At 69.7% G+C, this 22,473-nt stretch carries 24 protein-coding genes and 1 pseudogene; 13 read left to right on the plus strand and 12 right to left on the minus strand.

From position 1 onward, the window contains the following. Nucleotides 1-79 precede the first annotated feature (79 nt). From OHN74_RS24865 to OHN74_RS24875, 3 genes are all read left to right on the plus strand, one after another. A complete protein-coding gene (locus OHN74_RS24865; protein WP_327696802.1) occupies nt 80-2,491 on the plus strand; it encodes a hypothetical protein in 2,412 nt (803 codons plus the stop codon). Nucleotides 2,492-2,673: 182 nt separating this feature from the next. Then, nucleotides 2,674-3,636 (plus strand): LLM class F420-dependent oxidoreductase, encoded by a 963-nt coding sequence (locus tag OHN74_RS24870; RefSeq protein WP_327696803.1) that lies wholly within the window; start codon nt 2,674-2,676, stop codon nt 3,634-3,636. Nucleotides 3,637-3,713: 77 nt separating this feature from the next. Further along, nucleotides 3,714-4,412, plus strand: coding sequence for a helix-turn-helix transcriptional regulator (locus tag OHN74_RS24875; RefSeq protein WP_327696804.1), 699 nt, complete (start codon nt 3,714-3,716; stop codon nt 4,410-4,412). A 55-nt stretch (nt 4,413-4,467) separates the two neighbouring features. Here the strand turns inward: OHN74_RS24875 and OHN74_RS24880 are convergent, their stop codons facing one another. After that, nucleotides 4,468-5,274, minus strand: a complete 807-nt coding sequence (locus OHN74_RS24880; protein ID WP_327700256.1) for a hypothetical protein — start codon at nt 5,272-5,274, stop codon at nt 4,468-4,470. Nucleotides 5,275-5,345: 71 nt separating this feature from the next. Continuing rightward, entirely contained in the window at nt 5,346-6,086 is a 741-nt protein-coding gene (locus tag OHN74_RS24885) for a hypothetical protein (protein ID WP_327696805.1), read from the minus strand. A 221-nt stretch (nt 6,087-6,307) separates the two neighbouring features. Here OHN74_RS24885 and OHN74_RS24890 point away from each other — a divergent pair, with 221 nt between their 5' ends. The 4 genes from OHN74_RS24890 to OHN74_RS24905 all read left to right on the plus strand — a co-directional run bounded on the left by OHN74_RS24890 (nt 6,308) and on the right by OHN74_RS24905 (nt 11,633). Continuing rightward, nucleotides 6,308-7,084, plus strand: coding sequence for an SDR family NAD(P)-dependent oxidoreductase (locus OHN74_RS24890; protein WP_327696806.1), 777 nt, complete (start codon nt 6,308-6,310; stop codon nt 7,082-7,084). Between the two features lie 149 nt (nt 7,085-7,233). Next, complete coding sequence (locus OHN74_RS24895) at nt 7,234-8,352, plus strand: LLM class flavin-dependent oxidoreductase (protein ID WP_327696807.1); 1,119 nt, start codon at nt 7,234-7,236, stop codon at nt 8,350-8,352. Between the two features lie 99 nt (nt 8,353-8,451). After that, nucleotides 8,452-10,185 (plus strand): N-acyl-D-amino-acid deacylase family protein, encoded by a 1,734-nt coding sequence (locus tag OHN74_RS24900; protein ID WP_327696808.1) that lies wholly within the window; start codon nt 8,452-8,454, stop codon nt 10,183-10,185. After that, nucleotides 10,182-11,633, plus strand: a complete 1,452-nt coding sequence (locus tag OHN74_RS24905; RefSeq protein ID WP_327696809.1) for an aldehyde dehydrogenase family protein — start codon at nt 10,182-10,184, stop codon at nt 11,631-11,633. The genes OHN74_RS24900 and OHN74_RS24905 overlap by 4 nt, the downstream gene beginning before the upstream one ends. 117 nt (nt 11,634-11,750) lie before the next feature. Here OHN74_RS24905 and OHN74_RS24910 read toward each other — a convergent pair whose 3' ends face one another. Both OHN74_RS24910 and OHN74_RS24915 read right to left on the minus strand, forming a co-directional pair. After that, entirely contained in the window at nt 11,751-12,707 is a 957-nt protein-coding gene (locus OHN74_RS24910; RefSeq protein WP_327696810.1) for a sensor histidine kinase, read from the minus strand. After that, nucleotides 12,704-13,078, minus strand: a complete 375-nt coding sequence (locus tag OHN74_RS24915; protein WP_443060440.1) for a hypothetical protein — start codon at nt 13,076-13,078, stop codon at nt 12,704-12,706. The genes OHN74_RS24910 and OHN74_RS24915 overlap by 4 nt, the downstream gene beginning before the upstream one ends. Before the next feature lie 357 nt (nt 13,079-13,435). Between OHN74_RS24915 and OHN74_RS24920 the strand changes: the two genes are divergently transcribed. Next, nucleotides 13,436-14,188, plus strand: a complete 753-nt coding sequence (locus tag OHN74_RS24920; protein WP_327696811.1) for an ANTAR domain-containing protein — start codon at nt 13,436-13,438, stop codon at nt 14,186-14,188. Here OHN74_RS24920 and OHN74_RS24925 read toward each other — a convergent pair. Beyond that, the gene (locus tag OHN74_RS24925; RefSeq protein WP_327696812.1) at nt 14,178-14,312 is read right to left on the minus strand and encodes a hypothetical protein; all 135 of its coding nucleotides are present in this window, start codon (nt 14,310-14,312) and stop codon (nt 14,178-14,180) included. The genes OHN74_RS24920 and OHN74_RS24925 overlap by 11 nt on opposite strands. Before the next feature lie 204 nt (nt 14,313-14,516). On the opposite strand from OHN74_RS24925, the gene OHN74_RS24930 reads away from it, so the two are divergent. Then, nucleotides 14,517-15,329, plus strand: a complete 813-nt coding sequence (locus tag OHN74_RS24930) for a metallophosphoesterase family protein (RefSeq protein ID WP_327696813.1) — start codon at nt 14,517-14,519, stop codon at nt 15,327-15,329. Between the two features lie 57 nt (nt 15,330-15,386). On the opposite strand, the pseudogene OHN74_RS24935 reads toward OHN74_RS24930, so the two are convergent. The 3 genes and pseudogenes from OHN74_RS24935 to OHN74_RS24945 form a co-directional block, all read right to left on the minus strand. Beyond that, nucleotides 15,387-15,620: pseudogene (locus OHN74_RS24935) on the minus strand (DUF6879 family protein); the annotation flags it as partial. Between the two features lie 16 nt (nt 15,621-15,636). Beyond that, a complete protein-coding gene (locus OHN74_RS24940) occupies nt 15,637-15,834 on the minus strand; it encodes a DUF397 domain-containing protein (RefSeq protein ID WP_327696814.1) in 198 nt (65 codons plus the stop codon). 11 nt (nt 15,835-15,845) lie between these two features. Then, entirely contained in the window at nt 15,846-16,091 is a 246-nt protein-coding gene (locus OHN74_RS24945; protein ID WP_327696815.1) for a Scr1 family TA system antitoxin-like transcriptional regulator, read from the minus strand. A 19-nt stretch (nt 16,092-16,110) separates the two neighbouring features. On the opposite strand from OHN74_RS24945, the gene OHN74_RS24950 reads away from it, so the two are divergent. Then, a complete protein-coding gene (locus OHN74_RS24950; RefSeq protein ID WP_327696816.1) occupies nt 16,111-16,524 on the plus strand; it encodes an ATP-binding protein in 414 nt (137 codons plus the stop codon). A gap of 2 nt (nt 16,525-16,526) precedes the next feature. On the opposite strand, the gene OHN74_RS24955 is transcribed toward OHN74_RS24950, so the two are convergent. Continuing rightward, nucleotides 16,527-16,931, minus strand: coding sequence for a nitroreductase/quinone reductase family protein (locus tag OHN74_RS24955; RefSeq protein WP_327696818.1), 405 nt, complete (start codon nt 16,929-16,931; stop codon nt 16,527-16,529). A gap of 103 nt (nt 16,932-17,034) precedes the next feature. Between OHN74_RS24955 and OHN74_RS24960 the strand changes: the two genes are divergently transcribed. Beyond that, nucleotides 17,035-17,856, plus strand: a complete 822-nt coding sequence (locus tag OHN74_RS24960; protein WP_327700258.1) for an endonuclease/exonuclease/phosphatase family protein — start codon at nt 17,035-17,037, stop codon at nt 17,854-17,856. A 26-nt stretch (nt 17,857-17,882) separates the two neighbouring features. On the opposite strand, the gene OHN74_RS24965 is transcribed toward OHN74_RS24960, so the two are convergent. Continuing rightward, on the minus strand, nt 17,883-18,554 hold the full coding sequence (locus OHN74_RS24965) for a hypothetical protein (protein ID WP_327696819.1): 672 nt from the start codon (nt 18,552-18,554) through the stop codon (nt 17,883-17,885). A 131-nt stretch (nt 18,555-18,685) separates the two neighbouring features. After that, complete coding sequence (locus tag OHN74_RS24970) at nt 18,686-18,979, minus strand: hypothetical protein (RefSeq protein ID WP_327696820.1); 294 nt, start codon at nt 18,977-18,979, stop codon at nt 18,686-18,688. Here OHN74_RS24970 and OHN74_RS24975 point away from each other — a divergent pair. Next, complete coding sequence (locus tag OHN74_RS24975) at nt 18,933-19,721, plus strand: LAETG motif-containing sortase-dependent surface protein (protein WP_327696821.1); 789 nt, start codon at nt 18,933-18,935, stop codon at nt 19,719-19,721. The two genes, OHN74_RS24970 and OHN74_RS24975, sit on opposite strands and share 47 nt — an antisense overlap. Nucleotides 19,722-19,731: 10 nt before the next feature. Here OHN74_RS24975 and OHN74_RS24980 read toward each other — a convergent pair whose 3' ends face one another. Continuing rightward, on the minus strand, nt 19,732-21,300 hold the full coding sequence (locus tag OHN74_RS24980) for a CehA/McbA family metallohydrolase (RefSeq protein WP_327696822.1): 1,569 nt from the start codon (nt 21,298-21,300) through the stop codon (nt 19,732-19,734). Nucleotides 21,301-21,508: 208 nt separating this feature from the next. Between OHN74_RS24980 and OHN74_RS24985 the strand changes: the two genes are divergently transcribed. Next, nucleotides 21,509-22,354, plus strand: a complete 846-nt coding sequence (locus OHN74_RS24985) for an LLM class F420-dependent oxidoreductase (RefSeq protein ID WP_327696823.1) — start codon at nt 21,509-21,511, stop codon at nt 22,352-22,354. Nucleotides 22,355-22,473: the final 119 nt, after the last annotated feature.

The raw sequence follows: 22,473 nt of genomic DNA on the forward strand, positions 1-22,473 counted from the left end.
ATGACGGTGTGGCGTCATGAGGGAGTCACGTCATGAGGGTCCGGCGTTCTTCCGCACGGCAGCGAGAGGGGAGGCGTGGATGGCGGTGTCCCGCAGTGGTCGCCCCGGTCACGATCCCGGTCATGGTCATGGTCATGGTCCCGGCACCGGACCGGCCAGGAAGTTCCCGACGGGAGCGAACTACGCGGAGGCGTTGCAGCACCCCGAACTGTGCTTCAGCGACCCGGACTTGAAACACGGCGCCGTTCAGCAGAGCCCGGTACTGGGTCCGAAGGCGATCTCCGGGAACTTCGCCAGCGTCTTCTCCGTCACGGCCACCAACGGCCAGCGGTACGCGCTGAAGTGCTTCACCCGGGACAGCGTGACGCTCGGCAAGCGCTACTCCGCCATCAGTACGGCACTCGGCGGTCTCGGCGGCAGTGGTGGCCCCGGTGGATCCGGTGCGGGCGGGCTGTCCCAGCCGTGGCCGGTGGGGTTCGACTTCCTGGAGCAGGGCGTCCTGGTCGGCCGGGAGTGGTACCCGGCGGTCAAGATGACCTGGGTCCAGGGCACCGGCCTCATCAACTGGATCGAACGCAACCTCCACGACCCCGCCGCCCTGCACACGCTCGCCGACCGGTTCCTGGCCATGACCGCCGACCTGGAGAGGAACGGCATCGCCCACGGCGACCTCCAGCACGGCAACCTCCTCGTCGCCGCCGACGCGACCTTCCGCCTCGTCGACTACGACGGCATGTACGTCCCCGCCCTGCGCGGCGAGCGGGCGACCGAGAACGGCCACCGCAACTACCAGTCGCCCTCCCGTACGGCCGCCGACTTCGGCCCGGCCATGGACCGCTTCTCCGCCTGGACCATCGAACTGGCCCTGCTCGCCGTCGCCACGGACCCCGGCCTGTGGACCCAACTGCACGACAGCCAGGGCGAGTTCCTGATCCTCTCCGAGGCGGACTTCAAGGAACCGGCGACCTCGCTGGCCTGGCCGGTCCTGCTGAGCCACCCGGACCAGCGGGTGCGGGACGTCGCCGGCCGGGTCAAGAGCTTCCTCGGCAGACGGGCGTCGGCGCTGCCGCCCCTGACCGCCGACGCCGTGCGGCTCCCGGCGCAACGGACGGCATCGGGATCGGCATCGGGCGCGCGAACAGGGGCGGGTACGGGTGCGGGGGGTTACGGGGCCGGGGGCGGTCTCGGCGGCAACCGGCCCACGGTCACGACCTGGACACCGGCCGCGTCCGGGGCATCCGGTTCCGGGGTGCCGGCCTGGATGGCGGGACGCATCACCGCGTCCACAGCGGCTTCCACCGTCGCGTCCACCACCGCGTCGGGTGCCGCACAGAGCCCGGTATCGCAGTCCTCAGGCGGTCTCTCGGGTCTCTCCGGTCTCGCCGGACTTTCCGGCTTCGGCGGGCGCAGCGCAGGTGACCTGGTCGCTGCTCTCGGCGCGCTGCTCAGTACGTCGGCCCCGGGTGCACTGGTCCTCGCCGCGGCGCAGCCGGTGGACGTCCTGCCGGCGGCACAGGGTGTCGCCCTGCTCACCTCCGCCGCGATGGTCGGGTTCGGCCGACGCCGGCGCCCCGAGTACCGGGCGGCGCGCAAGCGGGTGCGCGAGCTCAAACGGCGCTCCCGCGAACTGGCCGACCCGGCGAGCGCCCATCAGCGCCTGGAGAAGGAGATCAGCGTCCTCGACGACGCCCTCGCCAAGGACAACACGGCCTCCGACCAGGGCGTCCAGGCCCTCCAGCTCGAACTGCGCGACGGCCAGGCCCGTATCACCATGGACCTCAACCGGCGTACGGACCAGGCCCAGCAGCAGTTGGCGGGGCTGGCGGCGAAGGAACAGCGCCGGGTCGACAAGGCGCTGGAGCCCGCGATCAGGGCGCACATCCAGGACAAGCTGCGCAGGACGTCGATCCAGGACGCGCGGTCGCTCAGCAACATGGGCAACAAGATGGTGCAGGCGCTCCAGGACGCGGGTATCCGAACCGCGGCGGACTTCATCGGAGTGGACTTCTCGCACAACCCGTCCGTCGTGTACCTGGTGCGTCCCGGCGGCCAGCGGATACGGGTGCCGGGCATCGGCGAGGCCAGGGCCACGGCCCTCAGCGACTGGCGGCAGGGTCTGGAACGCCGGGCCAGGGCATCCGCGCCCACCACGGTGCCGCCGGCGGCCAAGGCCCAGATCAAGGCGGACATCGCCGCACTCCGGCGGACCCACAAGGCGGAGATCAAGCAGGCGGAGGCCGAGGCCTTTCAGAAGAAGGCCGCCCTGCAGCAACGGATCACCGACGAACGCGCCCGCCTCACCGGCCAACGTCAGCAGCGCGCGATGGACACGCAGCGCAGGCGCGCGGAACTCCTCCATCGCCAGAAGCAGTTGGCGGGCGCGGAGGCGGAGCGGGCGAGGGTGGAAACGGAGTTGGGGGTTGCGCGGGGGGAGACACGGGATGCCCTCGGGGTGGGCAAGTACCTGCGGTTCCTGCTGACGGGACGGTGAGAGGGCCCGTCTCGGCAGGCCGGGGGTCCCCTTCTGCGTTCCCCTGCTCGGGAGTTCGAGGACAAGGACCTCCGGAGGGAAGCTCGGCAACCCCTTGCCTGACGATGCGTCAGCCGTGACGATGGCCATCGCGATCCGATTTGACGGATCGTCAGATTCAAGGCAGGGAAAGGGACGCGCCCATGACCTACGGCATGCAACTCCCCATCCAGTCCCAGTCCACCCTCTACACCGAACCCTGGGAGACCTCGGCCACCCCCGCCGACCTCCTCGACATCGCCCGCACCGCGGACCGAGCCGGCTTCGCCTACCTCGCGAGCTGCGACCACGTCGCCATCCCGCGCCGCCTCGCCCCCGCGATGAGCACCGTCTGGTACGACCCCGTAGCCACCCTCGCCCACCTCGCCGCCGTCACGGAACACGTCCGACTCCTCAGCCATGTGGCCGTCGTGGGCCTCCGCCACCCCCTCGTCACCGCCAAGCAGTACGCCACCCTCGACCATCTCTCCGGCGGGCGCCTGATCCTCGGGGTCGGGGCAGGTCACGTACAGGAGGAGTTCGAGGTGCTGGGGGTCGACTTCGAGCGCCGGGGTGCCGTGCTCGACGAGACGATCGACGCGTTGCGCGCAGCACTCGGCCCGGACGAATTCCCGGAGCACCACGGCAAGTTGTACGACTTCGAGGGGCTCGGCCAGCAGCCGCGGCCCGCCCAGGAACGTGTACCGCTCTGGGTCGGCGGGTCGTCCCCCGCCGCCGTACGCCGGGCCGCGCTCAAGGGCGACGGCTGGCTGCCGCAGGGCGACCCCCGTGACCGTCTCCCGGACCAGATCGCCCGTATCCGGCGACTGCGCGAAGAGGCAGACGTCCAGGGGCCGTTCACCATCGGGGCCATCACCGAGCCGCTGTACGTCGGAGAGCCCGGGTGGGATGTCGGGCGGCGGACGATCAGCGGGTCGCCGGAGGCCCTCGCCGAGTCGCTTCGGGCGTACGGCGCGATGGGGGTGGACCAGATCCAGGTTCGGTTCCGTAGCCGCAGTCTCGCTGAACTCACCGACCAGATAAGGCAGTTCGGGGAGGAAGTGGGCCCACTGCTGGAGAGCGGGTCGAAGGGGGACCTGTCCGACAGCCTGCCTGGATCTCATTGAACCTTTGAACATGTCCATGCTGGGACGCGTACGTAGGGACGTACGGACGTCATCGTTCCGGCGGAAGGACATGCACGGTGCGCGCTTCCCGGCTCGTCGACCACCCCTCACCGAGGCTGTCCGTCGCCCTCGCCTGTGCCGAGGGTGAGTGGCCGCACCAGGACTGGCCGGACCCCGACGACCCGCATGTGGGGCGGGCGTCACACGTGGCCCCGCCGTACCGGGAACTGGGGGAGCAGGGCGCGGTGGACGTCGTCGTCCTGCGGTGCGAGGAGCCGGCGGCCGAGTTTCCGGTGCTGCTGAGGGCCATGGGCGCCGTGAGCGTTCCGGTGATCGTCGTCAGTCCCCGGCGGGACACGGAGACCGTGGTGGAGGTGTTCCGGGGCGGGGCCGGCTATCTGGTCGAGGGCGACTACTGCACCTGCATGCTGGCCTCGGCGGTCATGGCGGCCACGGTCGGGCACACCTACCTCTCACCGGTCGCGTGCGCCGCCCTCCGGGAGGGGGCCCATCGGGCCTCCGAGGAGGGGGTGAAGGGCGCGTCCGTAGCCGGGGCGGCGATGGAGCGGCTGCGGAGTCTGCTCTCGCCGCGCGAACGGCAGATCATGGAGTTGCTGTCGACCGGCCTGGGCGCCCAGGAGATCGGGCTGCGGCTGAGGCTGAGCGAGAAGACCGTCCGCAACAACCTCAGCAACATCTACGCCAAGCTCGACGCCCGGGGGAGTACGGACGCGGTCCTGAGATGGCTGGGGGCGACTCCGGCTGTTCGCATATGAGAAACATGAGAACAACCGGTGCCGCCTCATCCGGTGACTTGTGTCTCGAATTCGGCTACTGAGTCGAAATCTCCGACGCCGGGATCTCCGACAGCGGGACTTCCACGTCCGTGACGTTCTTGCCGCCCTCTTCGAATCCCGGCTCCGTCCGGATACTGTTGCTCGAATTCTGGATTCCGTTGGCCTCCGGAGTTCCGCATTTCACATTGCGCAGCCACAGGCGGCCGTCCGGGGTTCCGTTCTTCAGGAGCTGCGGATAGAAGACGTGGACGGTCGCGGCACCCTCGCTCGGTGCGAAGAACACCTTCTGGCCGTCCTGTTCTTCCTTGTATGTTGCACGCAGGAATCCGCTCACGTCGGTGCGCTTGGCCGACCACATGAAGAAACCTATGCTGTCCGCCTGCACGGTGTCGGTGCGGCTGATTTCCAGACCGGTCGTCTTGTCGTCCGTCGTGATGTTGATCTCCGAGGTGTTGAAACTGACGCCGACCTCGACGATCGAGCCCACCAGTTTCGAGTCCGCCGCGGCGACGAAGCCGTCCTCCAGCTGAATGAACCGGCTGACGGACGTGGCCACCTTGAAGGTCTTCGAGGCGGTGCCGGTCGATCCGCAGTTGTCGGTCACCGCGGAGACCCGTTGGTTGGGGCCGAGACTGTTCCTCTTGTTCTGGACGGGGACGAAGTCGCAGTCCTCGAGTCTGTCCGAGTTCGACGCGCAGTCCGCGGACACCTCGGAGGGTGTGGCGGCGCCCGCCTGGGCCATCAGCGGGACGGCCACCGCGAGGGCCGCCACCGGGGCCAGGGCGAGGGTGATGCGCTTCTTCTTGCTCCGGTGGCTCTTGGCGCGGCCGGTGCGGCTCATGGGGTTCTCCTGGGGGGGATATAGCTGTTGACCTGTGGTGATCGAGGTGCTCAAGGCTGGATCGAGGAGGGTCAGCAGTCCTCCAGGACCGCCTTGGAGGTGCCGTCCATGAGACCGGGGGCGCCGGCGGCGCCGGGCAGGATGGCGGGCCCCTCGATGACATCGGGTGCGACGAAGTTCTTCTCGGGGGAGGGGTTCACGGCGAAGCTCCCGGGGTTGGCGTCGATGCGCACCCGCCATTCACCGGTCATCCGCTGCAGCGTCGGCGTGAACTCCATGTGGAGCACCTTGCCGACAGGGACCTCGCGCTCTTCGGTGTCGCCCGCCGAAGCCACCTTCGTGGTCAGGTCCAGGGTGCCCTTGTGCTTGAGCCAGGAGCCGCCGATGGCTCCGAAGAGACCTCCGCCGCCACCCTGCTGGGTCACGGTGTACTTGCCCTGCCCCTGAGAGGCGCTCGCCGACCAGGTGATGGACACCTTCGACGGTTCGGTGGCGTTCGGTTCGCAGTTCGGGAAATCGATGGACGACTTCTCGGTGGGTCCGTCGAAGGTCTCGAACTTCGTCTCGACGAAATCACAGTTGTCGGACTCGAAACTCGGGCCGGCAATCGGATGGCCACCGAAGTCGAAGATGTCCTGCTGTTTACCGTTGAGCACCTTGGCCCTCTGGCACAGCGTCATGATCTGCTCGGGTGTCTTCTCCTCGGCCGCGTTCGCCGACGGAAGGAGGGTGATGATCACGCCGCCGGTCGCGAGCGCCGATCCAACCGCCACGAGTCGGATCTTCCTGTTCTTCAGACGCCTCTTGGCCATGCCGCTCCGTCCCTGGGGTCCTTGGTGTTCGCTTTACCTGTTCGTGGAGAATTATTGGCATCACCTGTGGGTTCGCGACAGGGTCAAATATCCCTACTCGCCGGTCACTTTGTGTGTGCTCTCGCACACGCGGCACACCTGCCCACCGACTCTGACGGATCGTCAGATCCGGCGGTACGATGCTGACCTCCATCGATGTGAACGCTGCGAAGGGGTTCCGCATGGGCAAGCTCGACGGACGGGTCGTACTCGTCACCGGCGCGGCACGCGGTCAAGGGGAGCAGGAGGCGCGGCTCTTCGTGGCGGAGGGCGCTCGGGTGGTCGTGGCGGATGTGCTCGACGATCAAGGGGAGGCTCTGGCAAAGGAGTTGGGCGCCCTCTACGTCCATCTCGACGTACGTGAGGAGGCGGGCTGGCAGGCCGCCGTCGCCGCCGCCGAGAAGGCCTACGGCCGGATCGACGGACTGGTCAACAACGCCGGCATCCTCCGCTTCAACACCATCCTCGACACGCCCCTCGACGAGTTCATGCAGGTCGTGCAGGTCAACCAGGTCGGCTGCTTCCTCGGCACGAAGACGGTCGCGCCGCGCATCGCCGACGCGGGCGGCGGGACGATCGTCAACACCGCCTCGTACACCGGGGTGACCGGGATGGCGGCGGTCGGGGCGTACGCGGCGAGCAAGCACGCCATCGTCGGGCTCACCCGGGTCGCCGCGCTGGAACTGGCGCGCCGGAAGATCCGGGTCAACGCCATGTGCCCGGGCGCGATCGACACCGCGATGTCCAACCCGGCCGTACTCGACCCGGACGCGGATGCCGAGAGCGCCTCGCAGGGGCTGGACAAGCTGTACCGCAAGCTCGTGCCGCTCGGGCGGATCGGGCGGCCGGACGAGGTGGCGCGGCTCGCGCTGTTCCTCACCTCGGAGGACTCCTCGTACATCACCGGGCAGCCGTTCGTGATCGACGGTGGCTGGCTCGCGGGCGTCTCCGTCGTCTGACCGACCCGATCCGACCATCCTCCCGTACCTGACTGACCGTCAGCTATTGACGGTCCCAGGGGCCGGTGGAACAGTCGACTCAACAAATCTGACGCTGCGTCAGATACGTCAGGAACGTCAGGAACGGTTACTGGGGACGGTGAACCTCCTTGGAATTCGGGCTCTTTGTACAGGGATACGTGGGCAAGCGGGCCGAGACCGATCCGCTCGCGGAGCACAAGGCGCTGATGGAGGAGACCGAGTACGTCATTCAGGCGGACAAGTCGAACTTCAAGTACGCCTGGGTGTCCGAGCACCACTTCCTGGAGGAGTACTCGCACATCTCGGCCAGTGACGTCTACCTCGGCTACCTGGCCCACGCCACCGGGCGCATCCACCTCGGCTCCGGCATCTTCAACCCGCTCGCCCCGGTCAACCACCCGGTGAAGGTGGCCGAGAAGGTCGCCATGCTCGACCATCTCACCGGCAACCGCTTCGAGTTCGGCTCCGGCCGGGGCGCCGGCTCACACGAGATCCTCGGCTTCATGTCCGGCATCACCGACATGAACCACACGAAGGAACTCTGGGAGGAGACGATCGCCGAGTTCCCGAAGATGTGGATGCAGGACGAATACGTCGGCTTCCAGGGCAAACACTGGTCGCTGCCGCCGCGCAAGATCCTGCCCAAGCCGTACGGCCCCTCGCACCCCGCGATGTGGTACGCCGCAGGCTCGCCGCCCTCGTACGCCATGGCCGCCCGCAAGGGGCTCGGGGTGCTCGGCTTCAGCGTGCAGAAGGTCTCCGACATGGAGTGGGTGCTGGAGCAGTACAAGACGGCGATCGTGGACGCCGAGCCGGTCGGGGACTACGTCAACGACAACGTGATGGTGACGTCGACGGCGATCTGCGCGCCGACGCACGCCGAGGCGGTGCGGATCGCGGCGGGCGGTGGGCTGCACTATCTGCAGTCGCTGCTCTTCCGGTACCACGACACGTTCCCTCGTCCCGAGGGGTTCCCTGTCTGGCCGGAGACGCTGCCCGAGTTCAACGAGGAGATCATCGAACTGCTCATCGCCGAGGAGCTGTTGATCTGCGGGGACCCGGACGAGGTGCTGACGCAGTGCAAGCGGTGGGAGCAGGCCGGGGCCGACCAGTTGAGTTTCGGGATGCCTATCGGGATCTCTCGGGAGGACACGCTCCAGACGATTCAGCTGGTCGGTGAGCATGTGATTCCGAAGATCGACACCGACCCTGTGCATCGCACCTCGCGGTTCCGGGGGGCGGCTTGAGGTTGTCGTCGGCGGGTGCGGGTTCGTTGTGGTTTCTCGCGCAGTTCCCCGCGCCCCTAAGGGGGCGCGTCTGCGCGGCCGTTGGGAAGAGGTGCAGCCGTGCTTGACCATCTGATCGCGGGCGTCACCGTCGTCGACGGGACCGGCGCGCCCGCCTACGTCGCCGATGTGGGGATACGGGACGGCCGCATCGCGGGCATCGGGACCCGGATCACCGAGGAGGCCCGGACCACCGAGGACGCGTCCGGGCTGGTCCTCGCGCCCGGGTTCGTCGATCCGCACACGCACTACGACGCCCAGCTCTTCTGGGACCCGTATGCCACGCCGTCCCTCAACCACGGGGTCACGACGGTCGCTGCCGGCAACTGCGGCTTCACCCTTGCCCCGTTGAACCCGGACAGGCCCGAGGACGCCGACTACACGCGCCGGATGATGTCCAAGGTCGAGGGGATGTCCCTGGTCGCGCTGGAGGAGGGGGCGCCCTGGACCTGGAGCGGCTTCGGGGAGTACCTGGACGCGCTGGAGGGGCGGATCGCGGTCAACGCCGGTTTCATGGTGGGGCATTGCGCGCTGCGCCGGTACGTCATGGGCCCGGACGCGGTGGGCGGACAGCCGACGGAACAGCAACTCGCCGACATGCTGAGGCTGTTGCACGAGGCCATGGATGCCGGAGCCTGGGGATTCTCCACCACACAGTCGTCCTCGCACTCCGACGGGGACGGCGAACCGGTGGCGTCCCGGCACGCGCTGCCCGCCGAACTCCTCGCCCTGTCCCAGGCGGTCGGCGAACACGAGGGCACCCAGATCGAGGCGATCGTCGCGGGCTGCCTCGACCAGTTCAGCGACGCCGAGATCGATCTGTTCGTCGAGATGAGCGCGGCGGCCGGGCGCCCGCTGAACTGGAACGTGCTCACCATCGACTCGTCCGTGCCGGCCCGCGTACCCCGCCAGCTTGAGGCAAGTGAGCGCGCCCGCAAGGCGGGTGGCCGGGTCGTGGCCCTCACCATGCCCATCCTCACGCCGATGAACATGTCCCTCGGCACCTTCTGCGCGCTGAACCTGATCCCCGGGTGGGGACCGGTGCTCGGCCTGCCGGTCGCCGAGCGGATCGCCAGACTCGCCGACCCGGAGGTGCGGGCGGAACTGGTCCGCCGGGGACAGAGCGAGGAGGCCGGTGTCTTCCGGCGGCTGACGGACTTCGGCCGGTATGTCATCGGGGACACCTACAGCGCGGCGAACGAGGGCCTGACCGGAAGGGTGGTGGAGGACATCGCCGCCGAACGCGGCCTCGACCCCTTCAGCTGCCTCGTCGAGATCTGTGTGGCCGACGAGCTGCGTACGGTCCTGTGGCCCATGCCCACCGACAACGACCCGGCGTCCTGGGCGCTGCGTGCCGAGACCTGGCGCCACGAGGACGTGCTGCTCGGCGGCTCCGACGCCGGCGCGCACCTGGACCGGATGTGCGGGGCCCCGTACACGACCCGTTTCCTCGGCGACTGTCTGCGCGGCCGGAAACTCGTGTCGCTGGAGCGGGCGGTGCAGATGCTGACCGACGAACCGGCGCGACTGTTCGGCCTGCGCGAGAGGGGCCGTGTCCAGGAGGGCTTCCACGCCGACCTGGTTCTCTTCGACCCGGAGCGGATCGCCGCCGACAAGGCCACCCTGGTGCACGATCTGCCAGGTGACAGCCCGCGTCTCGACTCGAAGGCGATCGGCGTAACTGCTGTATGGGTCAACGGAGTCGAGACGATCCGGAACGACACGGTGACGGGCGCGGTACCGGGCAGAGTGCTTCGCTCGGGCCGTGACACGGCGACGGTGAGCACCAAGTGAGCGACGGACAGCGGCTGTTCGTCGGCGGTTCGTGGGTGGAGCCGGCCGACGGGCACTACGAGGTGATCGACCCGGCGACGGAGGAAGTCGTCGGGCGGGCACCGGAGGCCTCCCGGGAGCAGGCGTACGCCGCAGCGGCGGGGGCCCGCGAGGCCTTCGGGCCGTGGTCGCGCACCTCACCGGAGGAACGGGCCGCCGTCCTGGCCCGCGCCGCGGACATCATCCAGAGCCGTCTGGTGCCGTACGCCACCCTCGCCCAGGCGGAGACCGGCGCCACGACGGGGACCGCGCGCGGGATGCAGGTGGGCGTGGGCGCTGCCCGTTTCCGCCGGTACGCGAAGGTGGAACCGGCCGAGTGGGCGATCCCGCCGCAGGTCAACGAGGGGGGACCGTTCGGGAAGGCCGCGGTGATGGGCGCGCTGGCGATACGCCAGCCGGTGGGTGTGGTCTCCTGCATCACCTCGTACAACAACCCGTGGGCCAACCCGGCCGGCAAGATCGCGCCCGCGCTGGCCATGGGCAACACGGTGGTCGTGAAGCCCGCTCCGCAGGACCCGCTGTCGGTGTACCGGATGGCGGAGGCGCTGGAGGAGGCGGGCGCGCCGCCGGGGACCGTCAACGTGGTCAGCGGGCTGGGCGTCGGGGTCGGTGAGGCGGTGGTCGACTCCCCGGACGTCGACATGGTCAGCTTCACCGGCTCCACGGCGGTCGGACAGCGGATCGCCGAGGTGTGCGGCCGGGGCATGAAGCGCCAGTTGATGGAGCTGGGCGGCAAGGGCGCGGCCCTCGTCTTCGACGACGCGGACATCCGCTCGGCGGTCTCGGGCATCGGCACGACGTTCTCGTTCTACAGCGGCCAGATCTGCACGGCACCGACCCGGGTGCTGGTCCAGCGGGGCGTGTACGGGCAGCTCGTGGACCAACTTGCCGTGTACGCCGGTCACTTGAAGGTGGGCGACCCACGCGCGGAGGGCACGGTGGTCGGGCCGGTGATCTCGGCGGCGCACCGGGACCGGGTCGAGGCATACGTCGAACTCGGCCGGAAGGAAGGCGCGGTGGTGGTCGCGGGAGGCGAACGGCCGCCGTACGAGCGGGGGTTCTATGTCGCCCCGACTCTGCTGGCCGACTGCACGAACGACATGCGGGTGGCCCGGGAGGAGATCTTCGGGCCGGTGGTCACCGTCATCCCCTTCGACGACGAGGAGGAGGGCGTCGCGCTGGCCAACGACAGCGAGTACGGCCTCATCGACTATGTCTGGTCGGGGGACGTGGCCCGCGCCTTCCGGGTCGCGCGCCGACTTCGGGCGGGCGGCGTGGGCGTGAACACCGTCGGCCGGAACATGGAGGCACCGTTCGGCGGGTTCAAGCGGAGCGGGGTGGGGCGCGATGTGGGGTCGTACGCGCTGCACGCGTACGGGGAGGTGCAGGCGGTCGTCTGGGCGGGGTGAGCGTGGGTGGGCAGGGCCGTCGCCCCCGACGACGTGCGGCTCCGCCGCACGCGACCGGCCTGCACCGGCCTGCCCGCACTGGCCCCCAGGATCACCACCGCGCTGCCCGCGGAGCGCCTAGCGGCCGAGGTAGAACCGGATCGCCGTGCCGTCGGGGTCGGTGTGGACGCGCACCAGGTCCGCGACGGTGTGCACCAGCAGCAGACCGCGTCCGCCTCGCTGGTCCCGGGTGGCCGGGCGGCGGCCGGCGAGCGGGTCGTTCAGTTGCCCGCGGTCGCGGACCTCGCACACCAGCTGCGACTCCTCGGCCCAGATCCGCAGGCTGCCAAAACCGCCGCCGTGCACCACGCTGTTGGTGGTCAGCTCGGCCACCGCGAGCGCGAGATCGTCCAGCTGTACGCCGGACAGGCCCAGCTGCGCGCCCCGCGCGACGGCGAATCGCCTGACGACCGGCAGCTCGTCGACGCCGAAGTGCTGGGGCTCGGCCGCCGCGGGAGCGGCCGGGAGCGGCCGGTTGTAGCGGGCGACGACCTGTCCGGGCGCGTAGGACGGGCTGGTCCGCCGACTGCCGCCGGAGATGATCACCGGGTGGGTGGCGTACGCATCGGTGAGTACCTCCTTGTCGAGGCGCTCGGCGTCGTACGGGCACAGGATGGTCACGTCCCGGCCCTCGAAGGCCGGGTTGATCAGCGCCTCGTGCTGCACACACGCCGGGTACTCGACGCTGCTGCGGCCGACCCAGATCGGCTCCCCGATGATCCGTACATGTGTCTGGGTGTGGGCGTCGGCGAAGGCGCGCAGCACCCTCGGGATGATCCGGCCCGGGTTGCGGCCGGCGTCGGTCATGTCGAGGAAGCGCACGGACGCGGCTTCCTCGCCCAGGCTGCCCTTGAGCAGGGCCAGGTTCGGGCCGGGCACGGCGACCGCCACCGGATGTCCGGCCTTCAGCCCCTCGCGGATGAAGGGCACCGTGCCGTCCAGGTACTCCTCCTCGCCCCGGTAGAACAGGGCGGGATGCACGAACGGCTCCGCGGTCGACTCGTCGGTCGACCCAGCGGTCTTCGTGGCAGTCATCGTGCCACCACCTCGATCACGGGCAAATCGGGCCAGAACATGTCCAGCAGTCGTGGCAGAGTCGCGGGCGGCCGTTCGACCACGATGCGCCGCTCGACCGAGAGGTCCTGGGCGGCCACCGCCAGGGCCGAGGCGCCTGCGACATCGACGAACGTCACGGCGGACATCTCCAGATGGCCCACGATCTCCTCACGCAGGGACATACCCCGGGTCAGTTGCTTCAACGTCTGCTCCCAGGCCGGGCACGTGGCCGAGGTGATCTCGCCGACCGCCCGCCACCCCGCGCGGTCCGGCAGCGGACCCAGCCGCAACGCGTTGCCCGGCGGAGCCGCCACCGACGTCGAGGCATTGGTCCGCCGCAGGCTGTCCACGCTCCCCCCCCGTGTGCCGGTTGCACCTCGATTTCTCTGCCGCGCGGTCGGCGGAGGGAAGACGCTCATGCGCACCTCCAGAACGACCCGCACGATGTTGCCATATCCCCCTGCCCCGCAAGGTCGCATTCATGCACAGCTCTACCCACAGCGCCCACCACGCACAGTGGCGAGCGAGGCGGCGAGTGCGTGGGCGGCGGTTCCGCGAAACAGGCCCCGCATCTCCACGCCGGTTCCGGAATAGGCCGTCCCGGACGGGGAAGGCGCGACAGAACAACGGCCGCGGGCTACGTCAGAGCCGCGTGCAGCGTGGCGCGGACCCGTCGGCACATCCGGACCCAGACCCGAGGTGAGTACATGTCTGTCGCCCCCGTTTCTCCTCAGTCGGCATCGGTCGGCAACGTGCCGCTGACCGTCCGCACCGAGATGCGGGGCACCACGGCGGTCCTGGCACCGAGCGGAGAGATCGTCCACGGCTGCACAACGGTGCTCGCACCTGTCCTGGACAAGCTCCCCGACGGGACGGACGGGCTGGTCGTGGACATGGCCGAAGTGACCTTCATGGACACGGCCGGACTCCAGTTCCTGGAGCGACTGGAGGACTTCAGAGCCGTCGCGGGCGTCCCCTTATGGACCGTCAACTGGAACGGCCAGCCCCGCCGCATCCTGGAGATCACCGGCCTGTCGGTCCCGGCCGCCGCGTCCGACCCCGCAGGTTCCACCTCCGCGTGGCTGCCCCCGGACACCCGTCACCTGGTCGCCCTACTGGGCTCTGAACAGGGACTTTCCGCGGTGGCCGCGGAACGCGCGGAACAGGTGCGGCGACTTGAGGAAGAGGTCCAGCAGTTGCAACACGCCATCGAGTCCCGCCCGGTCATCGACCAGGCCCGCGGAATCCTCATGGCGGTCGAAGCGTGCACAGCCGACGAGGCCTGGAACGCCCTGCGCGAGGCCTCCCAGCAAACGAACACCAAGCTCCGCGAGGTCGCCGAAGCGATCGTCGGGGTGAGCGCGGGCGGCCCCCCTCCGGCCGAGCCCGTGCGGACGGCGCTACGGGATGCGGTGCGGCGGCAGCACGCGCGCGAGGAGGCCGGGCCGGCTACGGCGTGAAGGGGCCGGCCCGACCGGACACGGAAAAGGCGGCCACCGTCTGCTGACCGCCCAGCACAGGCGGGACGTGGTAGACGCGGAAGAGGTGGACCATGACCTGGAAGACTCCGAAGTCGTCCCCCACGGAGCGACCACGGTCACTGGGCAAAAGCAACGCAAGTCAACGCAACGTACCGGCTGGACGAGGCTGAAGGCGGGCGTGGGTTGCGCCTCGTACGGGCGTGTGCCGACTCGTGGGGTTTCCCTTGGCCTTCATGGAGGCGGCTGTCTCATCGGGCAGGTGCATCCTTCAAGTACCCAGCGGTTGAAGGCGGGGAAGATATCAGGCATGCACTCACATGCCCCGCGTCCACACCTGGAACGCATCGCTCTCATCTCCGACGTCCACGGGAACCTCACGGCACTCGAAGCCGTGCTGGACGACATAGACGCCCGGGGGATTCGCAGGATATTCAACCTCGGCGACTACGTGGGCAAGGGCCCGCGCGGACGGGAGGTCATCGACGTGTGCCGGGAGCGCTGCGAAGTCAACATCCTGGGGAACTGGGACGACTTCCTGCCGAACCCGGCCCGTGAATTCGACAGCGAGGCGATGGCGTGGTGGCTCGGGCAGTTGTCGGAGGGGCAGGGCAGTTGGCTTCGTGCTCTTCCCTTCAGCCATGACTTCCTGATCAGCGGACGCTGGGTGCGGCTCTTCCACGCGTCGTCGACTTCGGTGCATCGAAGGGTGCGGTTCGACCACGACGAGGCCGAGTTCCTCGACATGTTCGCCAACACCCCGGCCACCGGCGACGGTCCGGTGCCCACGGTGGTCGGTTACGGCGACACCCACGACGCGTACTACGAAGTCGACCGGGAGCGCCGCACGTTGTTCAACACCGGCAGCGTGGGCAACAGCATGGACGACCCGACGCCGGTGTACGTGATCGTCGAGGGCGTTCTCGACTCTGCGGCCGACGCCCCGTTCTCCTTGCAGTTCGTACGGGTTCCGTACGACGTCGAAGCGGAACTCTCGGTGGCCAGGGCGATGGGGGTACCGGAATTCGAGGGCTACGCCTCCGAGTTGCGGCACGGAATCTATCGCGGAGACTTCAGGACCGGTGAGCCGCCGAGCTATCACCGCCGTGGCCGAGGCGCGTAACTCGGCGGCGGGGCGACCGGCGGAGTCGACTCCCCTGGATGTCGGTACGATCCGGGCCCGACGTACGGCAACGCCTTCGCGGCGACCTTGTACGAGGTCGAGCCGCGGGCGCCGCCACGACTCGCGGTTCTGCGGGTCGGGGCGATGACCGAGTTTCCAGCTCGCGATTGCCGTGTCCTCGTTCTCCACCCAGTACGTGTCGCGCAGTTCCAGATGAACGGCGGACTCTTCGGCGGACCGGAGCAGATCGGCAAAGCTACAGGCCGACCTCCGTTGTCGAGCATGTTGCATCTGGTTGCACGAGCTTCTACGCGAGCGTCGACCGGTCGCCGGCCTTGAGCATGCGGACGAGGGCGCCGAAGGCGTCGTGGCTGGTGGCGAGGATCGATGAGGGGGCGGGGGTTGCCGAATCGGAGAGCAGGACCGTTTCGGCGGTGACGGATATATGGACGCAGGCCTCGCCCTGGGCGCAGTAGGACGACTTCTGCCAAGTAGTGGCGGCCATCTCGGGTTCCTTCACAGCTGGTTGGCGATGTCGTGGATGAGGTTCTGGGACTCTGTTGGGGGGAGGGCGGCGGCCTCCAGCCGCTCGAGAAGCAGCCGGTACTGGGCCAGTTGGGCCTCGGAGTCGATGAACCCGGGGCCGTGGGACTGGTCCAACTGTGCGGTGTCGAGTGTCGATACGGGGCCGCTCACGTAGTAGACCGACTGGCCCGAGCCGGGGTAGGAACCCGCGTCGAAGGGGATTACACGAATCGACACGTGCTCGTGCTCGCCCACCTTGAGCAAGTCCTCTTGGAGCTACGCCCTCCAGCTCCCTCACGATCCGCGCGCACCCGGGATCGCCCGAGCGACCCTGCGCACCGTCCTGGCCGCCCATGACCTCGCCCACCTCACCCCCACCGCCGAACTGCTCACCAACGCCCACCTCCACACCAAGGGCCCCTACATGCTCCGCCTCTTCTCCGGCGAACCCGACCGGCTCCGAGTAGCCGTCTGGGACACCGACCCCCGGGTCCCGCCCGGCTTCCGCGAGGAGGGCGCCCCTGTCGGCGTACCCCCGGAAGACGCCGAAGGCGGGCGCGGGCTGCACCTCGTACGGGCGTGCGCGGACTCGTGGGGTGTGTCCGTGCTGCGGGAGCTGGGGGCGTCGAAGGGCGGGAAGATGCTGTGGGCGGAGTGCGGGCGGACGTAGGTTCAGCCGTCCAGATCGACCCGTACCGTCAGCAGATTCGTCCCCAGGGTCCGTACGCCCGTGCTGTTGACCTTCGGCAGGGTCCGCAGGCGGGCGACCGGATCGTCGTCCGGCATCAGGTGGGCCGTGCCCGAATGCCACCGCCCACCGACGCGCACCCGCACCCGGGGATCAGCCTTGATGTTCCGTACGTAGTGCGACTTCTCGCCGAACTCCGAGACCAGCCAGAACGTGTCGCCGATGCGGCGGCCGCCGAGCGGGGTGACGCGAGGCAGGCCCGACGTGCGGCCCGTGGTCTCCAGGAGGGTCTGGAAGGGGAGGCGGCGCGTGACGGGGTTGCCGATGCGGCGCTGGAAGGTGGTGGCAGCCTTGAATCTGAACTCTCTGAATTCTCCGAAGCGGGACATCTTGTTCCTGTGCCTCCTGGGCGCGTGCCGCTGCTGTTGGTTGTGTTCTTGAATGGTGTCCCAGAGAGACGACAGTTGGGCGAGCGGGTGGGCGGTGGCGAGTATGCGCGTGGTGACCTGGAACCTGTGGTGGCGGTTCGGGCCCTGGGAAGCGCGGCAGAAGGCGATCCTCGCCGTTCTGCGGGATCTGCGGCCGGACGTGGTCGGGCTCCAGGAGGTCTGGGAGTTCGGCGGGGAGAACCTCGCCGGCTGGCTCGCCGACGAACTGGGGCTGCACTGGACCTGGGCTCCCTACGGGGCACCCGAGCGCTGGCAGCGGCGTATCGGGGGCGAGAAGGTCGACGTCGGCAACGCGGTGCTGAGCCGCTGGCCCGTCGTCGAGAGCGAGGCGATACGGCTGCCGGCCCCCGACGACCTGGACGACGGACGCATCGCCCTGTACGCCCGCCTCGCCGCCCCCGGCCACCACGTGCCCTTCTTCACCACCCACCTCACCTCCGCGGCCCACGCCTCGGCGGTCCGCTGCCAACAGGTCACCGCTCTAGCGGAGTTCGTGGCGAAGCACCGTGGCGGCACCGACTTCCCGCCCGTCGTCACCGGCGACTTCAACGCCTGGCCCGACTCCGACGAGATCCGTCTGTTCGGGGGCTACCGGACTGCCCCGCCCGTCCCCGGCCAAGTCTTCATGGACGCCTGGGAGTTGGCCGATCCGGCGGCTCCGTCGGCGACCTGGGACGCCGCCAACCCGTATGTCGCGGCCGGGTTCGGCCCCGGCGCGCGGATCGACTACATCCATGTGGGGGTGCCGTGGCCGGGAGGCCTCGGGCATGTGCGTGCGGTACGGCGGGCGGGGGACGGGCCGGTCGGGGATGTCTGGCCGTCCGATCATGCCGCCGTCGTGGCCGAGTTGGCGTCCGCCGAGTGAGCTGCCCCCCGGCCGGCATCCGTGCCCTATGACCCTTCGGGCGTACGGGGTGCCCCGTACCAGCGCCACTTCGTGAGGCGCGGTCGGCCGGGGAGTTCCGCCCGGCCGGTGGCCCACAGGAGGGTCGGCCAGCGTTCGGTGTCGGTCGGGGCGTCGGGGAAGAGGCGGCGCAGTACCCGGTCGCACAGGTCGGGGTCGGGGATCCACTCGACGCCCAGGCCCTCGGCGACGTCGTGCGTGTGCACCAGGGTCTCCACGATGCCCATGGCGGCGAAGCCCTCGGGGTCGGCCGCGCCGAAGACGTGGTGAGACCTGACTGTCGGCGGCCTGGTCCGCACGATGGCGGTCAGCAGGGCGCCGCTCGCCTCCAGCACCTGGAGCAGTCCGGCCGGCCCCGACTCGCGGTCCGCGAAGATGACGTTCGCCGGGCCGCCCGGCTTCCTGCGGCTCCACACGAAGGGGATGTGGGTGTCCAACGGCGGCTTCTCGGGGCCCAGTTGGGCGGCGTACGAGAACAGGTCGTCGGCCAGGTGCTCGACGGTCTCCCAGCAGTCCCACTCCAGTGAACCGGCGTCGGCGCCCCAGTCGGCAGCCTGTGCCCCACGCAGGGCACTGACCGCCGAGCGCACGGCGTGGTCGACGTCGTCCGCGGTGACGGTGGTGCCCTGTGCGCCCTGTGTGCCTTGTGTTTCAGCCATGGCCGGACCGTATCAACGGCAGTCGTCCATGGTTCGCCACAACCATCGAGGCGCCCCAGAGGTCACACAGGTGTCTGCGGAACCTGCGCGATGTCGTGCGTTTCGCGCTGCCCACTTCCTTTCACCGGGGGTCATTTCATGAATTCTCGCCGTGCCCTGGCACGCCCTGCCCTGGCGGTCGCCGCCACGCTGATCCCGGCGGCGCTGTTGTCCGGAACGGTCGCGACCACCTCGTACGCCACGGAGTCGCCGAGCCCGTCGGCCTCGGCGCCGGCGTCGAGTGAGTCCGCGTCGCCGTCCCCGTCCGGTCCGGCGTCCGCGTCGGCTCCGGCCTCGGCGAGCGCCTCACCGTCGGTGTCCGCCTCCCCGTCCGTGTCCGTGCCGCCTGCCGACGGGGAGCCGGAGTGCCCCAGTGAGCCGGGCAAGGACGACAAGATCCTGCGAACCACCATTTCCGCCGGGACCAACAAGCTGGTCGCGGACGGTGCCTGGCGCGAGATCACGTTCAAGCTGGAGAACCGCTCGGACATCGCCCTCAAGAAGGTGCAGGTCGGGCTGGAGAGGATGGCGCACGGCAACGCTCCCGACGGAACGTTGCCGAACGAGGTGCTGGAGTACGTCAATCTCCAGGAGTGGGATGCCAAGTCCCGTACCTGGAAGAGTGTCTGGTGGGACGAGGTGCAGATCGGCGGCTCGTTGCTCGGCTACTACGACGTGGCCCCCCACAGGACGACGAACGTCGCCGTGCGCATCAAGGTCGGCAAGAACATGCCCTACGGCAGGTTCCCCGAACTCGAACACGAGAACATCGGGAGCGGCTATCTCGAAGCCGATACCTATGGTCTCCCCGAGAACAAGGGTGTGTGCGAATACGGGGACCACTGGGCCTTCACCATCCACAAGCCCGGTACGAACACCGGAGACGGTGACGGCGGTGGAGCCACCTCCACGCCCACCAGCGGCACCGGCGGCAACACCCCCACTCCCCAGACCGGCACCACCGCACCGGTCACCCCCGGCCCCACCCCCACCGGCGACCTCGCCCACACCGGCTCCTCCTCCGCGCTCCCGGTGATCGCCGGCGTGGGCGGCGCGGCCGTGGTCCTCGGCGCCGGTGCCGTGTACGTCGTACGGCGCCGCAGGTCCGGTACCGGCACCCACGCCTGACGCGAGCCGCCTACCGCCCCAGGAAGATCGGGTTGGTGAACGCGGCCAACGCCCCGGGCAGCGGCGCGAGCACCGCCTCGTGCCGCACCTCCGCCCGGACGTACGCCGCGTACTGGGGCGTCGTACGCCACTCCACGACCCCCGCGCCCGCCACCGGCAGGACCGCGCTGGTGAACAGCACGCCCTGGTCCGTCACGAAGCGGACCGTGCAGCGCGGGGCGCCCGACACCTCCAGGCGGACCGTCACCGGGGCGTCCTCGGACACCTTCAACCGGCCCCCGATGTCCGCGTGTTCGCCCTTCGGGCCGGATGCCGTGAAGGAGAGGGAGAGCGACTTCGACTCGGCGACGTACGAGCGGCCTGCCCGCAACCCCTCCTGGATCGCCTCCCGGGTCAGGTCGTCGGCCAGGACCACCGTCTGCGGGACGCCCACCGGGTCGGGATCGCGGTGGGCGTCGCTGTTGCCCATGGCCGGGATCCATCCGCGCCCGCCCGGGGCACCCTCCCGCACCGACGCCACCAGCATGCCGTCCCAGTCCGCGAGCGCCACCTCGTCCTCGGGCGAGTAGGTGCCGTTCCACACCTCCACCGCGTCCGCCTCGGCGAAGCCGAACTTCCAGTTGCAGCCGACGCAGGTGGCGTGCGGGTGGGCCGGGACCACCAGGCCGCCGGCGCGGCGGATCCGGCGCGCGTACTTGCCGAAGCGGTTGTCACGGGCCCGGTAGCGCCAGTCGACGAACGTCCCCGGGTCAGTGCCGAGCGCGAGCACGTGGCCGTTGCGGGTCGTCACCTCCTCGCCCACCATGACGAGGAGGTCGTCGCCTGCCTCCGCGGCCCAATGGGCGTGCGACGAGTGGGTGTTGTGGTCCGAGCTGTTGATGAAGTCCAGGCCCGCCGCCCGCGCCAGGGCCGCGATCTCGGCGGGGGTTCGGCGGCCGTCCGAGTACCAGGTGTGCAGGTGACAGTCGCCCCGGTACCAGGCCCGGCCCCGCCCCTTCGCGCGCTCCGGCGGGTAGACCGGGTCGACGGCGTCGCCGGGCTCGCCGTAGGTCAGCGTGATGGTGATCTCGTACGAGAGGCCCTGCGGGGAGACCGTGTAGGGGCCCAGCGCGATGTGCCAGGTGCCGGCCTCCACCCGGCCCGGGATGTAGCCGGGCGTCGCGTCGTCCGCGCGGACGAAGAACTCCGTGCGGGCCCCGCCCGACCAGCCCCGGAAGCCCTTGCCTCCCAGTTCGGTGCCGCGCTGGTCGAACACACCGATGTCGAGCGCGTTGCCCGCGGTGCCGGCCGGGACGGAGGGGCGGTCATAGCTGTAGGAGACCCTCAACTCCCTTACGCCTTCCGGGATTTCGACGGGCAGGTAGACGAAGTCGGGGGAGCCGGTGGGCAGCGTGCCCCGTACGGTCCTGGTCTCCGTACCGTCGTTGCCGTCGGCCGCCGCCGCGGCCGGGGTGCCGTGGGAGAAGGTCACGCTTCCCAACGTAAGCGCGGCGGCGGCTCCCGTCACGAACAGAGCGCGTCTGGCCAGCTCGTTTCCCGTGCCGTCTCCGGCGCTGGTTCCGTGGTCGTCTTCGCACATGCTGCCGCTCCCAGGGTGTCGGGGTGTGACGTGGGTGACGCAGTGGTGGCGTGTATCACTTTCATGGCCACTCTCGTGCCCGGGAGTGAACTCCCGTACAAGACAGGGGAATCGCCGTGACAAGACAGAGGGGTGGCCCGAGTGACGTTCGACCGATGCCGACCGGTCGGTATGGACAGACGGGGCATCGGCCGGTACAGATATGGACATGCGCCTAGCCGTCACGATCTTCCTCACCGACGAGACGATCACCCCGACCCGACTCGCCCGTGAGCTGGAACAGCGCGGGTTCGCCGGGCTGTATCTGCCCGAGCACACGCACATACCGGTCGAGCGGACCACCCCGTACCCGGCGGGCGGCGACCTGCCGCCCGAGTACGGACGTACGCTCGACCCCTTCGTCGCGCTCGGCCAGGCCGCCGCCGTCACCGAGCGGCTCGCCCTCGGCACGGGCATCACGCTCGTCGCCCAGCACGACCCGATCGACCTCGCCAAGCAGATCGCGACCCTCGACCACCTCTCCGGCGGACGCTTCACCCTCGGACTCGGCTACGGCTGGAACGTCGAGGAGGCCGCCGACCACGGTGTGGAATGGCGTACGCGGCGCGAGCTGACCAGGGACCGGATGGCGCTGATGCGCGCCCTGTGGGCGGACGAACCGACCGCGTACGAGGGCGAGTTCGGAAGTGTGCGGGCCAGCAGCGCGTACCCCAAGCCGGTGCAGAAGCCGCGTGGGCCGGTCGTCGGCCCCCGCACCCTCATCGGCGGCTCGGCCGGGCCGAAACTGTTCGCCCACATCAGCGAGTACGCCGACGGCTGGCTGCCGATCGGCGGGCGCGGCCTGTCCGAGTCACTGCCCGTACTGCGGTCGGTGTGGGCGGACGCGGGCCGCGACCCGGCCGCCCTCCAGGTCGTCCCGTACGCGGTCCAGCCCACCCCGGGCAAGCTCGCCCACTACGCCGAGCTGGGCATCGAGGAGACCGTGGTGCAGCTGCCGCCGGCCGGGGAGGCGGAGGTGCTCGGCCTGCTGGACGGGTACGCCCCCTACCTGTAGCCCTGTGCGCGTAGCTCCGTACTCGTACGCCCGTGGTCATACCCAGGTGCTACTGGCTCGGCAGACCATGGCCGGACGGGAAAGCGCCGCCCTGTAACGTTCGGCCGCCCGAACGGACA

Origin of the sequence: Streptomyces sp. NBC_00459 (assembly GCF_036013955.1) — a bacterium.
Taxonomy (GTDB): Bacteria; Actinomycetota; Actinomycetes; order Streptomycetales; family Streptomycetaceae; genus Streptomyces.

Excerpts from the sequence above, each read along its gene's own strand:
- OHN74_RS24930 (WP_327696813.1), top strand. The coding sequence starts at position 14,517 with ATGCACTCACATGCCCCGCGTCCACACCTGGAACGCATCGCTCTCATC.
- OHN74_RS24885 (WP_327696805.1), bottom strand. The coding sequence starts at position 6,086 with ATGGCCAAGAGGCGTCTGAAGAACAGGAAGATCCGACTCGTGGCGGTT.
- OHN74_RS24980 (WP_327696822.1), bottom strand. The coding sequence starts at position 21,300 with ATGTGCGAAGACGACCACGGAACCAGCGCCGGAGACGGCACGGGAAAC.
- OHN74_RS24960 (WP_327700258.1), top strand. The coding sequence starts at position 17,035 with ATGCGCGTGGTGACCTGGAACCTGTGGTGGCGGTTCGGGCCCTGGGAA.
- OHN74_RS24870 (WP_327696803.1), top strand. The coding sequence starts at position 2,674 with ATGACCTACGGCATGCAACTCCCCATCCAGTCCCAGTCCACCCTCTAC.
- OHN74_RS24890 (WP_327696806.1), top strand. The coding sequence starts at position 6,308 with ATGGGCAAGCTCGACGGACGGGTCGTACTCGTCACCGGCGCGGCACGC.
- OHN74_RS24865 (WP_327696802.1), top strand. The coding sequence starts at position 80 with ATGGCGGTGTCCCGCAGTGGTCGCCCCGGTCACGATCCCGGTCATGGT.
- OHN74_RS24940 (WP_327696814.1), bottom strand. The coding sequence starts at position 15,834 with ATGGCCGCCACTACTTGGCAGAAGTCGTCCTACTGCGCCCAGGGCGAG.
- OHN74_RS24985 (WP_327696823.1), top strand. The coding sequence starts at position 21,509 with ATGCGCCTAGCCGTCACGATCTTCCTCACCGACGAGACGATCACCCCG.
- OHN74_RS24965 (WP_327696819.1), bottom strand. The coding sequence starts at position 18,554 with ATGGCTGAAACACAAGGCACACAGGGCGCACAGGGCACCACCGTCACC.
- OHN74_RS24920 (WP_327696811.1), top strand. The coding sequence starts at position 13,436 with ATGTCTGTCGCCCCCGTTTCTCCTCAGTCGGCATCGGTCGGCAACGTG.
- OHN74_RS24910 (WP_327696810.1), bottom strand. The coding sequence starts at position 12,707 with ATGACTGCCACGAAGACCGCTGGGTCGACCGACGAGTCGACCGCGGAG.
- OHN74_RS24880 (WP_327700256.1), bottom strand. The coding sequence starts at position 5,274 with ATGAGCCGCACCGGCCGCGCCAAGAGCCACCGGAGCAAGAAGAAGCGC.
- OHN74_RS24955 (WP_327696818.1), bottom strand. The coding sequence starts at position 16,931 with ATGTCCCGCTTCGGAGAATTCAGAGAGTTCAGATTCAAGGCTGCCACC.